Annotated in this window: 11 protein-coding genes and 1 pseudogene; 8 read left to right on the forward strand and 4 right to left on the reverse strand. The window is 71.9% G+C overall.

Going from position 1 to position 11,485, the window contains the following annotated elements; all coding sequences use genetic code 11:
• Positions 1-282: 282 nt before the first annotated feature.
• Positions 283-1,386, reverse strand: coding sequence for an alpha/beta fold hydrolase (locus DRB96_RS05450; protein ID WP_112447212.1), 1,104 nt, complete (start codon positions 1,384-1,386; stop codon positions 283-285).
• Between the two features lie 548 nt (positions 1,387-1,934).
• Here DRB96_RS05450 and DRB96_RS05455 point away from each other — a divergent pair.
• The 5 genes from DRB96_RS05455 to DRB96_RS43685 all read left to right on the forward strand — a co-directional run bounded on the left by DRB96_RS05455 (position 1,935) and on the right by DRB96_RS43685 (position 4,637).
• Entirely contained in the window at positions 1,935-2,438 is a 504-nt protein-coding gene (locus DRB96_RS05455; protein ID WP_239516028.1) for a hypothetical protein, read from the forward strand.
• 560 nt (positions 2,439-2,998) lie between these two features.
• On the forward strand, positions 2,999-3,418 hold the full coding sequence (gene panD, locus DRB96_RS05460; protein ID WP_112447214.1) for an aspartate 1-decarboxylase: 420 nt from the start codon (positions 2,999-3,001) through the stop codon (positions 3,416-3,418).
• A 15-nt stretch (positions 3,419-3,433) separates the two neighbouring features.
• Positions 3,434-3,787, forward strand: coding sequence for a GNAT family N-acetyltransferase (locus DRB96_RS05465; protein WP_112447216.1), 354 nt, complete (start codon positions 3,434-3,436; stop codon positions 3,785-3,787).
• A complete protein-coding gene (locus DRB96_RS05470) occupies positions 3,784-4,416 on the forward strand; it encodes an arylsulfatase (RefSeq protein WP_239516029.1) in 633 nt (210 codons plus the stop codon). Before DRB96_RS05465 ends, DRB96_RS05470 begins: the two co-directional genes overlap by 4 nt.
• A 47-nt stretch (positions 4,417-4,463) precedes the next feature.
• Entirely contained in the window at positions 4,464-4,637 is a 174-nt protein-coding gene (locus tag DRB96_RS43685; RefSeq protein ID WP_204357648.1) for a hypothetical protein, read from the forward strand.
• A gap of 126 nt (positions 4,638-4,763) precedes the next feature.
• Here the strand turns inward: DRB96_RS43685 and gndA are convergent, their stop codons facing one another.
• Positions 4,764-6,209, reverse strand: a complete 1,446-nt coding sequence (gndA, locus tag DRB96_RS05475) for an NADP-dependent phosphogluconate dehydrogenase (RefSeq protein WP_112447218.1) — start codon at positions 6,207-6,209, stop codon at positions 4,764-4,766.
• Between the two features lie 298 nt (positions 6,210-6,507).
• Here gndA and DRB96_RS05480 point away from each other — a divergent pair, with 298 nt between their 5' ends.
• Entirely contained in the window at positions 6,508-7,812 is a 1,305-nt protein-coding gene (locus DRB96_RS05480) for a transglycosylase family protein (RefSeq protein WP_112447220.1), read from the forward strand.
• Positions 7,813-7,983: 171 nt separating this feature from the next.
• Here the strand turns inward: DRB96_RS05480 and DRB96_RS42690 are convergent.
• Positions 7,984-8,796: pseudogene (locus tag DRB96_RS42690) on the reverse strand (DMT family transporter); the annotation flags it as partial.
• Positions 8,797-8,999: 203 nt separating this feature from the next.
• Between DRB96_RS42690 and DRB96_RS05495 the strand changes: the two are divergent.
• Positions 9,000-10,475 (forward strand): SDR family oxidoreductase, encoded by a 1,476-nt coding sequence (locus DRB96_RS05495; RefSeq protein WP_112447224.1) that lies wholly within the window; start codon positions 9,000-9,002, stop codon positions 10,473-10,475.
• 89 nt (positions 10,476-10,564) lie between these two features.
• Here the strand turns inward: DRB96_RS05495 and DRB96_RS05500 are convergent, their stop codons facing one another.
• Positions 10,565-10,951: a hypothetical protein gene (locus tag DRB96_RS05500; RefSeq protein WP_112453228.1), complete on the reverse strand. Its 387-nt coding sequence runs from the start codon at positions 10,949-10,951 to the stop codon at positions 10,565-10,567.
• Positions 10,952-11,291: 340 nt separating this feature from the next.
• On the opposite strand from DRB96_RS05500, the gene DRB96_RS43690 reads away from it, so the two are divergent.
• On the forward strand, positions 11,292-11,468 hold the full coding sequence (locus DRB96_RS43690) for a hypothetical protein (protein WP_204357649.1): 177 nt from the start codon (positions 11,292-11,294) through the stop codon (positions 11,466-11,468).
• Positions 11,469-11,485 lie beyond the last annotated feature (17 nt).

Here is an 11,485-nt window from a genome sequence, read left to right on the forward strand (position 1 = left end):
TTCCGTCGGGGTCGCGGCCGAACGTCCCCCCTTCCGCGGGAACCGGCTCGCGGACGGCCTGCCGTATGCCAGCACCGGGTCCCTGAGTGCGGAGGGAGGCCGCGGGATCGGTCCTGCGCCGTAGGTGGGGCCACCCGGCAGAGCTCTCGATCAGCTTCGCTGCCTCTTTGGGGTCCGTGATCCCGGCCCGGTCGACCAGCAGGCGGGCCAGGTTGCCGGCGGCCTGGTCAGCCCCGCTGCCTCGGAGGGCGCGCAGCAGGCTCTCGGCCGCGTTCGGGCGGGTCAGGTCCGCGTGGGCGACAGGATCCCGCGCGAGCAATGCGGCGGACGCCCTGTCCGCACCGGCCTCACGGAAGGCCATGAGCAGTCTGGCGACGCCGTTCGTGTCAGTGATGTCCATGTGCCGGGCGATCCACTCGGCCCCTGCGCGGTCCGGGTCGAGCGGGCCGTCGATCCGGCGGAAGAGCTGCCGGGCGGCGGTGGAGTGTCACGGCAAGCACGGCCCGGCAGCCGAGTCGGACCGACTGCCTGCGTAGGTCGAGCCGCCAGGCGCTGTCGGATAGGCGTCCGAGGTCCTCGGCGGCCTCGGTGCACGGGGCCGACCGAAGCGCCCGGAGGGAGGGCGGCGTGGACGCCCAGGGCTGCCGCGGAGACCGTCCGCACGCGTTCCACGGGCGGGGCGTCGGCGGCGGCCGCCTGGAACGCGCGCTTCAGGGCGAGGTACGAGCGGTGTCTGGGGGAGTCGGGGCGCAGGATTCCGAAGTGGTCGCCGGGCAGGACGCCGATATCGGTGAACGGGCCGTACGCCGATGCAGCCACGACGATGCCGTCCTCCTCGCCGGCGTAGGCCGTCATCGGTATGCGGTCGGCGACCAGGGGCGCGTGCACGATCTGGGTGTTCACCACGCGCCGGGTCTGGTTGATCTGGCTGACCAGCGGGTTGAGCTGCTCCACTTGAGGGTTCTTCCGCAACCAGCTGCGGCGCAGAGTGACGAGAAACGCGGAGCCGCTGTTGGGGGTCGCGAGCATCACGATGCGGCGGATGCGGCGCAGCTCCATCCTGCGCCCCTCGGTCACCATCAGGGCCAGGTACCTCTGGACGTTGAGGCTACCCTGGCTATGGGCCACCAGTACCAGGTCCCGTACGTCCGAGGTCTCGGATTCCAGGAAGCCCTTGAGGCTGTCTGCTACGTCATCGAAGTCGGGAATGCGGCGGAGCGGATTGAAGCTCCACAGCCGCGTCGCGTACCGGAACGTCTTGGGGGCCACGAAGGACGGGTCCGGGTCGCTGTCGATCAGCCGCAGGAAGTGATTCCAGGTGTCCGGGGAGGATTTGAACCCATGGACGAAGACAACGCCGAGCTCTTCTCTGGCCGCTTGCGTCATAGGTCACCACGCTCGCCATCCCTGAGGCACCCCGACGGCCCGGGCACGCGCCCCCGTCCGCGACGGCCTGCCCGCAGGGAGCCGTCTCGACGTCAGCAGCGTTGCGGACTCCCTGGACGATCTGAAAGGAGGTGCTCCGCGGCTGCTACTTCGGCACGGAGCCTGCTGTCGATGCCAGCCTGTGAGGCGGCGGCGGTTGAGCGGTCCAGGCTTCGGCCCGGTGAGCCTGGGGTAAACGTCGGTAGTGCCGTCGGGGCTCCTCTTTTTACACGAGTTCAGCAGGGCCCCAGCTTTTTCGTCGGGAACTTCGCCTCCGCGACCTTGCAAGCCCCTTGAGGGGGCCCTCCCGGCTGACCCAGGCCTTCATTGCGTCGCCCCACTCGCGGTATGCGGACCACGGCTGCATTGGCGGGTAGCTGAGGGCCGCAAGACCGGATCGCGGTCGTCGTCGCTCTCGGGTGCGGGCTGCGCCAGGGGGCTTCGGCCTCTCCCCGGAGGACGTTGATTGCGAGCGTGGCGCTATCCGCAATGGTCGCCTGTACTTCACCTTGCCCAAGGACGGGAAGACGCGCGTCGTCGACATGCCTCCGTCGGTCGCCGAGGAACTGGCCGCCTACTTCCTCCAGCACCCGGCCGTCCAGGTCGAGCTGCCGTGGGGTGGTCCGGAGCCCGAGCGGGACAAGCAGACGTTCCCGCTCGTCCTGACCACGACGTACGGCAACGCGATCCGCGCCAACATCTTCAACGTCGAGGTCCGGAAGCCGCTCCTCGCGGAGGTCGGTGTCATCCCGATGCGGGAGAAGGGCGAGCGCTGGCAGGCACCTCGCAAGGACGGCTTCCACGTGCTCCGGCACGCTTACGCCTCGATCGTCCTCGAAGCCGGCGAGTCCGTGGTCACCCCCGCCCGATGGCTCGGCCAGTCCAGCCCCACCATCACTCTCGACCCCATCGCCCACTTCATGCCCGGGGCCGGCGGCAAGGGGCGAGCGGCCGTCGATGCGCTACTCGGCGTGGTTCCCGAGTACGTCCCAGAGGACCACGCCATGACGTGAAGAAGTGGGTGGCGCAGCACATGCTGAGCCACCCGTTCGCGCTTCAGCGAGTCTTCGCCACCATGAAGACCCGGAAGATCCTCAGACCGCGTTTGAGATCTTCTGTGTCCCGGGGGTGTTGGGGCTTGTGTGAGTGGTTCTGGGGGTGGGTATCCGTCAGATCTGACGGATACCCACCCCGGGTGGGAAATCGCCTTCGTGAGGCGGTACCGGGCAGCAGTGACCTCTATGCCAGGGATGGCTCACCCCCCTATAGAGGGAAATTGCTCCTTTCCGGTTGCGAGGTACTCGCATTAACGGTTCCCGCCCTGTGTAGAGATAGCCTCACTGATGTCTTCTGCCGCGAGTGCGTATCGGCGGGGCATCGTCGCGGTAGGGATCGGGGTGCAGGAGAGCTGCTGCACTGCCCTGACGGTGCGTCGGAAAAGTCAGCAGTAGGTCAGCATGAGTCTTGAAAGACCCGGGGAAAGCTGACCGAACATGCGAATCGTTGTAGGCTCCGGAGACCGCCCTTGACCTGTGGAAAACAGGCAGGGAGCATACATTTCGGGAGTTTCTTCATGTTTCGGACCATGTTCAAGTCCAAGATCCACCGGGCCACGGTCACCCAGGCCGACCTCCACTACGTGGGGTCCGTGACCGTCGACGCCGATCTGCTGGACGCGGCCGACCTGCTGCCCGGCGAGCTCGTGCACATCGTGGACATCACCAACGGGGCCCGCCTGGAGACGTACGTCATCGAGGGCGAGCGGGGCTCGGGGGTCATCGGGATCAACGGGGCCGCCGCGCACCTCGTGCACCCCGGCGACCTGGTCATCCTCATCAGCTACGCGCAGGTCGAGGACGCCGAGGCGCGAGCGCTGAAGCCGCGCGTCGTGCACGTCGACGCGGACAACCGCATCATCGAGCTGGGCGCGGATCCGTCCGCCCCCGTTCCGGGAACGGACCAGGAGCGCAGCCCCCACGCGGTGGCTGTCTGAGGGGAGTCGGGGACCATGCCGCAGGCCGATCCGATCGAGATCGTGGACGACCGCACATCCGGGAGGCTGCTCGCCGCCGAGGGCGGGGCGGTGGTCGGTTTCATCGCCTACTTCGTGCTCGCCGAGGAGCCCCGCGCACTCGTGGCGGTCCACACCGTCGTCGAGCCGGGGCACGAGGGCCGCGGCATCGCCGGGAACCTGGTGAAGGCCTTCTACGGGATCGCGGCCGCCGAGGGCGTGCCCGTGGTCCCGCTGTGCCCCTATGCCGCGAGCTGGGCGGCCAAACACCCCGACCAGGCGCCCGAGGCGCCGGCCGAGGTCGTCGTCGTCGCCAAGGCGCAGCTCGACTCGGACCCGGACCTGTGGTGACGCCGCCCGCGCCGGGCCTGACCCTGCTGCACACCTCGCCCGTGCACGTCCCGGTCTTCGACGCCCTGCGCGACCGGCACCACCCCGGCGCGGTGCTGCGCCACCTGGTGGTGCCGCAGTTGCTGGAGCGGGCCCGCGCGCTCGGGCCCGCGTCGCAGGCCCCGGCCGTGCGGGAGCTGCTCGAAGGATCCGGCGGGCCCGTCCTGGTCACCTGCTCCACCCTCGGGGCCGTCGGCGAGACCCTGGCCCAGGACCTCGGCGTCCCGGTGCTCCGCGTCGACCGCCCGATGGCGGCCGACGCGGTCCGCACCGGGCCGCGGATCGCCGTACTGGCCACGGTGGAGTCGACGCTCGCGCCGACCGTGGAGCTGTTGGAGGAGGAGGCCGCGAAGGCCGGGCTGCCGCTGTCCGTCCGCACCCTGCTGGTCGACGGGGCGTGGGACCGCTTCGCGGCGGGTGACGGGGCCGGCTCCCTGCGCCTGGTGGCCGCCGCGGCCGACGCCCTGGCGGATGTGGACGCCATCGTCCTGGCGCAGGTCTCCATGACCGGAGCGGCCGCCCTGGCCACCACCTCCACGCCGGTCCTGACCAGCCCGGCTTCGGGCCTCGCGGCCGCCCTGCGGAAATAGGCGCGGCCCGGCGCGCTGGAGAAGCGGGACCGGGGCAGAGTGGAGGTATGACACAGCCCCCGTTCCCCGATCCGGCCCCGGCACCGGCGCCCAAGCCGTTCCCCGATCCCGGGCCGCTGCCCCGGCCCGAGCCGCCGACGCCCGGCCCGGTGCCCGAGCCCGATCCGGTCCCGCCGCCGCCGGGGCCCGCGCCGATGCCCGGGCCGGAGCCCCTGAGCTGACCGGCCGGAGCACCTGAGCCGCTGAGCTGACCGACCGACCGGCGGCCCGGCCGGAACCGGCCCGGCGCCCGGCCGCGCCGGGCCCGGGCCGCCGCACGCGTCAGGTGTGCGCGTCAGGCGCACGCGTCAGGCCGTACGGACCTCGGAGCGGTCGCCGCTCCACAGGGTGTGGTACGAGCCCTCGCGGTCGGTGCGCCGATAGGTGTGCGCCCCGAAGAAGTCGCGCTGGCCCTGGGTCAGCGCCGCCGGCAGCCGCTCCGAGCGCAGGGCGTCGTAGTACGCCAGCGAGGCCGCGAAGGCCGGTACCGGAATGCCCTGGCGGACGGCCGCCACCAGCACCTCGCGCCAGCCCTCCTGCGCGGCCCCGATCTCCTCGGCGAAGCCGGCGTCCGCCAGCAGGCTCGGCAGCTCCGGACGGGCGTCGTACGCGGCGCGGATCCGGTCCAGGAACGCGGCCCGGATGATGCAGCCGCCGCGCCACAGGGAGGCCACGGCGCCCGGGTCCACGCCCCAGCCGTACTCCTCGCTGCCGGCCTGGATCTGGTGGAAGCCCTGGGTGTACGAGACGATCTTGGAGGCGTACAGCGCCTGCTCGACCTGGGCGGCGAAGGCGGCCGCGGCCTCGGGGGAGAGCGGCGCGGCCTTCGGGCCGGCCAGGTCCCGCGCGGCCGTACGCAGCTCGCCGTGGCCCGAAACCGCGCGGGCGAAGACCGCCTCGGCGATGCCCGACACCGGGACGCCCAGATCGAGGGCGATCTGCACGGTCCAGCGGCCCGTGCCCTTCTGCTCGGCGGCGTCGGCGACCACGTCCACGAACGGCAGGCCGGTCACGGCGTCCGTGTGGGCGAGCACCTCGGCGGTGATCTCGATCAGGTACGAGTCCAGCCGGCCCTCGTTCCAGGAGCGGAAGGTCTCGGCGATCTTCGCGGGGGAGTAGCCGGCGACCTCGCGCAGCAGGTGGTACGCCTCCGCGATGAGCTGCATGTCGGCGTACTCGATGCCGTTGTGGACCATCTTGACGAAGTGCCCGGCACCGTCGGGTCCCACGTGCGAGGTGCAGGGCGTGCCGTCGGCGGCCTTCGCGGAGATCTTCTCCAGCAGCGGGCCGAGCGAGGCGTACGACTCCTCGGAGCCGCCCGGCATGATGCTCGGGCCGAGCAGCGCGCCCTCCTCGCCGCCCGAGATGCCGACGCCCACGAAGTGCAGGCCCTGCTCGCGCAGTTCCTTCTCGCGGCGACGGGTGTCCTCGAAGTGGGCGTTGCCGCCGTCGATGATGACGTCGCCCGGCTCCAGCAGCGGAGCGAACTCGCGGATCACGGCGTCGGTCGCCTCGCCGGCCTTCACCATGATGATCAGACGGCGCGGGCGCTCCAGCGCGTCCACGAACTCCTTGGCGGACCCGGTGGGCACGAAGGCGCCCTCGTGCCCGAACTCCTCCACCAGCGCCGTGGTCTTGGCGGCGGTGCGGTTGTGGACGGCCACGGTGAATCCGTTGCGCGCGAAGTTCCGGGCGAGGTTGCTGCCCATCACCGCGAGACCGGTGACGCCGATCTGGGCCGTGCTGCTGCTCATGGGGTGCGCTCCTGAGTGCTTCGGGGGTGCTTCGAGGGTGGTTCGGGGGTGCTTCCGTCATGCCCGCGTGGTGCGTGCGCGCGTGTGGTGCGTGGCGAGTGCGCGCGTGACGCCCGCGTGCTGCTCCGACGTGCGGACGGAGCCGGGACACCGACGCTACCCCGGCGGAGATCCTTACGGCCCCCCTACCTTTGGCGGGTAATCAACTACCGCTCGGACGTGTCTTGTTGTGGCCCTTGTCATGCCCTGGTCGCGGCGTTAAGTTGTGCGGTTCCTGACGTCTTCAGTGGGGGCACCCATGGGTGTACGGGGCCGGCACCGCCGGTATCAGCCGAGCAGCATCAACCGGGCCTCGCTCGTGGTCACCGCCGGTGGCGCGGGGATAGCGCTCCCCCTGATCGGCGCCGGAACCGCGCACGCCGCCTCGGTGGACACCTGGAGCAAGGTCGCGGCCTGCGAGTCCACGGGCAACTGGCACATCAACACCGGCAACGGCTACTACGGCGGGCTCCAGTTCAGCCAGAGCACCTGGCGCGCCTTCGGCGGCGCGGCGTACGCCTCCCGCGCGGACCTGGCGACCAGGGAGCAGCAGATCGCGGTCGCGGAGAAGGTGCTGAAGGGGCAGGGCCCGCAGGCCTGGCCGGTCTGCGGGAAGAAGGCCGGACTGAGCCGCAGCGGACCGGCCCCGGCCCTCCCCGCGCAGGCCAAACCGGTCACCCCGGTCCAGCAGACGAAGGCCCAGCTCCAGGAGAAGAAGGCGGCCGCTCCGCCGAGCACGCCGCGGAGCACACCGCCGAAGTCCGCGCCCCGCCCGACGGGGACCTCGGTGCTGCCCAACCCCTATGTGGTCGCGCCGGGGGACTCGCTCTCGGCGATCGCCACCGAGCAGCACGTCGAGGGCGGCTGGCAGGCGCTGTACGAGACCAACCGGGCCACCGTGGGCGGGGATCCGGACCTCATCTTCCCGGGGCAGCGGCTCACCCTGCGCGTGACCGCGGCGCCAGCCGCGCCGGCCGCGCCGCCTTCCCAGAACCCGGAGAAGCCGCCGCGCACCGCGGAACCGGTCAAGCCCGTGGCCCCGGTGTCGGAGAAGCCCGCCGAGAAGCCGGCCGAGAAGCCCGCTGACAAACCGGCCGCGAAGCCCGCCGAGAAGCCGGCGGCGCAGCCCGCCTCGGCGCAGAAGGACGAAACCGCCTCGGGAGGGTTCTCCGCCCCCGTCGACGCGGGCCTCGGCACCGCCTACCGCGTCGCCGGTTCCTCCTGGTCCAGCGGCTACCACACCGGCGTCGACTTCCCGGTCGCGACGGGCACCACCGTCAAGGCCGTCTCCGACGGCCAGGTCGTCTCAGCGGGCTGGGCCGGTGCGTACGGCTACCAGGTCGTCATCCGGCACTCCGACGGCCGGTACTCCCAGTACGCGCACCTGTCGGCGCTCGCCGTCAAAGCCGGCTCGCCGGTCTCCGGCGGGCAGCGCATCGGCCGCTCCGGCTCGACCGGCAACACGACCGGGCCGCACTTGCACTTCGAGGTGCGCGGCGGGCCCGGCTACGGCACCGACATCGACCCGCTGAAGTACCTGCGGGCCCACGGCGTCCACATCTGAGCCGGGCGTCGCGGCCGTGGCCTCCGCTCCGGCGGGGACCACGACCGCGCCCGGAGCCGGAGCCGGAGCCGTGTCCACAGCCGCGACGGAAGCAGTGGCCGGAGCCGTGTTCGCAGCCGCGTCCCGAGTGCTCCCCGCCGGTACGGTCCCTTCGGCCCGCCGGGGAGCGACGGTGAGCAGGACGAGCCCGGCCCCCGCCAGAGCGGCGCTCACCACCGCCGCGGCCGCGCCGGCCGCCCCGTACCGGAAGCCCTCGTCGAACATGGCGATGCCGACCGCCGCCGCGACCACCGGGTTGGCCACCGTCACGGTCGCCAGCGGCGCCGTCAGCCCGGCCCCCCGGTAGGCGGCCTGCGACAGCAGCAGCCCGGCGCCGGCCAGCGCGGCGACCGAGGTCAGCTCCGGCCACAGCGAGACCAGCGCGTCGGGGGCGAAGGTCTCGGCCACCGACTTCGTGAACACCGAGGCCATGCCGAAGGCCGCGCCGGCCGCCACGGCCAGCAGCACGCTGCGCACCGTGGCCCGCCGCACCTTCCGGGCGGCGAGGAACAGCACCGCCACCCCGGCGCCGGTCGCGGCCAGCAGGGTGCTCTGTTCGGCGCCGGACAAGGACTGCTCGGCCCGGCCGCCCCCGCCCGTCAGGGCCAGCAGCCCGGCCAGCCCGACGGTGGCCAGCACGGCCCCGCGCCAGGCCGCGCCGCTGGAGCGGCGCCCGACGAAAACGGCCGCCATCGGCAGCGCGAAGACGATGGTGAGTGCCCCGAGCGGCTGCACCAGGCTCAGCGGCCCGTACGCCAGCGCGACCACGTGCAGCAGCGCGCCGAAGCCGTTCAGGGCGATGGCGGCGTACCAGCCGGCCTGGCGCACGGGAGCGTAGGGCCGGCTCGTCGCGGCGGACGCGACCCGCTCCTGGACGATGGCTCCGCCCGCGTAGGCCACCGCGGACACCAGGCAGAGCAGGGCCGAAAGGGCTAGGGCACTCATAAAAGTCACAATGCCCGACCAGGGGGAGCTATTCCTCCCCCTACAGGCCCCTACATTCGGTCACGCATCAGGCGTGAGGAGTAGTCCGTACGCAGTACACGGGAGCGGGTTTGTCTTCCGATGCGGGGGATCCGTACACTAGCCCTTTTGAGGACTTCCGCAGCAGGCGGACGCGGACGAGTGATCAAGGAACGGCAGCGGGCATGACGGTGACCGAAGACAGCCAGGACCACGTGCACGGCTACGGGCCGGGCATCGACCCCGACCGGCTGGCCCTCTGCCTCAGCGTGCTCGACGAGCTCGACAAGCTCGATGTCGACCACCCGGACGCCATCACCGTACGCCGCGCCACCGCCGGCCTCTACCGGACGGTCAAGCAGCGCCGCCGCCAGGACCGCCGCGCCGCCAAGACCGCCAACGACAAGGCCGTCACCGAGGCGACCGCGACCGGCTCCGCCGAGCGCATCGACGACGAGACCCAGGGCAACGCCCTGACCGCCGCCGCCAAGGGCCCGATCGCCGGGATACTGCAGCGCCCGCGCTCCTGCTACGTCTGCAAGACCCGCTACGTCGAGGTCGACGCGTTCTACCACCAGCTCTGCCAGGACTGCGCCGCCTTCAACCACGCGCGCCGCGACGCCCGCACCGACCTGACCGGCCGGCGCGCCCTGCTCACCGGCGGCCGCGCCAAGATCGGCATGTACATCGCGCTGCGGCTGCTGCGCGACGGCGCGCACACCACCATCACCACCCGCTTCCCGGGCGACGCGATCCGCCGCTTCAAGGCGATGCCCGACAGCTCCGAGTGGCTGCACCGGCTGAAGATCGTCGGCATCGACCTGCGTGACCCGGCCCAGGTGGTCGCGCTGGCCGACTCGGTCGCCGCCGAGGGCCCGCTCGACATCCTGATCAACAACGCCGCGCAGACCGTACGCCGCTCCCCGGGCGCCTACAGCGAGCTCGTCGCCGCCGAGAACGCCCCGCTGCCGGCCGGCGAGCTGCCGAGCTCCGAAGTCATCGGCACCTTCGGCAGCGGCACCGTCGACCGCGTCGCCGCCCTGCCCACCGGCAAGGGCGAGAAGCTCAGCGCCCAGGACATCACCGAGCTGGCGCTCGTCTCCGGCTCCGCCTCCCTGGAGCGGATCGCCGCCGGCACCGCGATCGACGCGGGCGGCCTGGTCCCCGACCTGCACGACACCAACAGCTGGATCCAGACGGTGTCCGAGGTGGACCCGATCGAGCTCCTCGAAGTGCAGCTCTGCAACTCCACCGCGCCGTTCATCCTGATCAGCAAGTTGCGCCCGGCTATGGCGGCCGCCGAGGCCGGCCGCAGGTACGTCGTCAACGTCTCCGCGATGGAGGGCGTCTTCAGCCGCGGCTACAAGGGCGCCGGCCACCCGCACACCAACATGGCCAAGGCCGCGCTGAACATGCTCACGCGCACCAGCGCGCAGGAGATGTTCCAGAAGGACCAGATCCTGATGACCGCCGTCGACACCGGCTGGATCACCGACGAGCGCCCGCACCCGGACAAGATCCGCCTCGCCGAGGAGGGTTTCCACGCCCCCCTCGACCTGGTCGACGGCGCGGCCCGCGTCTACGACCCGATCGTGCGCGGCGAGCTCGGCGAGGACCTGTTCGGCGTCTTCCTGAAGGACTACGCGCCCGCCAACTGGTAGGCCGCCCGTCCTCACGCCCCCAGGTCCCCCGGACCTTCCCGTCGCGCCCCCGGCCCCTCCTTCCGAGAGGGGCCGGGGGCGCGCCGCGTTCAACCCGTTCGGTCGTACGCCCCCGCCGCGACCAGTTCCAGTACCGGGCGCCAGTCCTCGAGCACGCCCGCTTCCGGGCCGCTGCCCCGGCCGGTGTCGACCGCCAGCCTCAGGGCCTCGACGTCGGCGCCGGCGTCCGCGGGCGTTCCGGCGTCCGCGGGCGCTCCGGGACCCGGCGCTCCGGGACCCGGCGCCTGCAGCCGTACCAGCCGGGCCACCCGCTCGCCCAGGAGCGGGCGCAGCGCGCGCGCCGTAGGCTCGGCCCGACCCAGACCGTGCACCAGCCCGGCGACCTGGAGCTCCTTGTCGAAGGGGTGCGAGCGGCGCAGCGACGCCGCCGTGCGGAGCCCGTGGCCCGCCGCATGGCCGGCCAGCAGCAGATCCATCAGTTCCTCGACGCTTCCGACGACCGTCGGCACCTCGGACCCCGCCACTGACGCTCCCTCCGTCGCCCGACCGCATTTCACCCGTACGGCGCCGTCGAGCAGATCAGCCGTCCGTGGCGTACCGCCGTACGACTTACTGAATTCGCGGCGAAAACAAGCGGTCCAGCGTGGATTTTACCTTTCCATCGAGCGGGGGTCCGCTCATATGTGTACTGTGATCCGCATGAGAGCCCTACCCGGGCACTCGCTCCACCAAGGCGCCACCGCGTCCGGAAGCCCTTTATTCCTGTACCGGCTCGCGGTCCCGCCTGCCGGGTTACGCGACACAAAGGAGTGCGCGGTGACACCAGAACTGACGAAGACCGACCAGGCACCGAGAGAACGTACGGGGTCGAGGAGCAGCAAGCGCCCCGAGACGCTCGGCAACCTGGAGGTCTGGGCCCGGTCCGCCCCGATCCGCCTCGCGGGTTACGAGGACGACCTCGCTGAGCCGCACATCCTGCCCGGCATCGACTAGCCGCCGCAGTTCGAAGG

This window comes from Streptomyces sp. ICC1 (assembly GCF_003287935.1).
In the GTDB taxonomy this organism is placed as follows: Bacteria; Actinomycetota; Actinomycetes; order Streptomycetales; family Streptomycetaceae; genus Streptomyces; species Streptomyces tritrimontium.

Excerpts from the sequence above, each read along its gene's own strand:
- DRB96_RS43685 (WP_204357648.1), top strand. The coding sequence starts at position 4,464 with ATGACACAGCCCCCGTTCCCCGATCCGGCCCCGGCACCGGCGCCCAAG.
- DRB96_RS05480 (WP_112447220.1), top strand. The coding sequence starts at position 6,508 with ATGGGTGTACGGGGCCGGCACCGCCGGTATCAGCCGAGCAGCATCAAC.
- DRB96_RS05495 (WP_112447224.1), top strand. The coding sequence starts at position 9,000 with ATGACGGTGACCGAAGACAGCCAGGACCACGTGCACGGCTACGGGCCG.
- DRB96_RS05450 (WP_112447212.1), bottom strand. The coding sequence starts at position 1,386 with ATGACGCAAGCGGCCAGAGAAGAGCTCGGCGTTGTCTTCGTCCATGGG.
- gndA (WP_112447218.1), bottom strand. The coding sequence starts at position 6,209 with ATGAGCAGCAGCACGGCCCAGATCGGCGTCACCGGTCTCGCGGTGATG.
- panD (WP_112447214.1), top strand. The coding sequence starts at position 2,999 with ATGTTTCGGACCATGTTCAAGTCCAAGATCCACCGGGCCACGGTCACC.
- DRB96_RS05465 (WP_112447216.1), top strand. The coding sequence starts at position 3,434 with ATGCCGCAGGCCGATCCGATCGAGATCGTGGACGACCGCACATCCGGG.
- DRB96_RS05500 (WP_112453228.1), bottom strand. The coding sequence starts at position 10,951 with ATGGATCTGCTGCTGGCCGGCCATGCGGCGGGCCACGGGCTCCGCACG.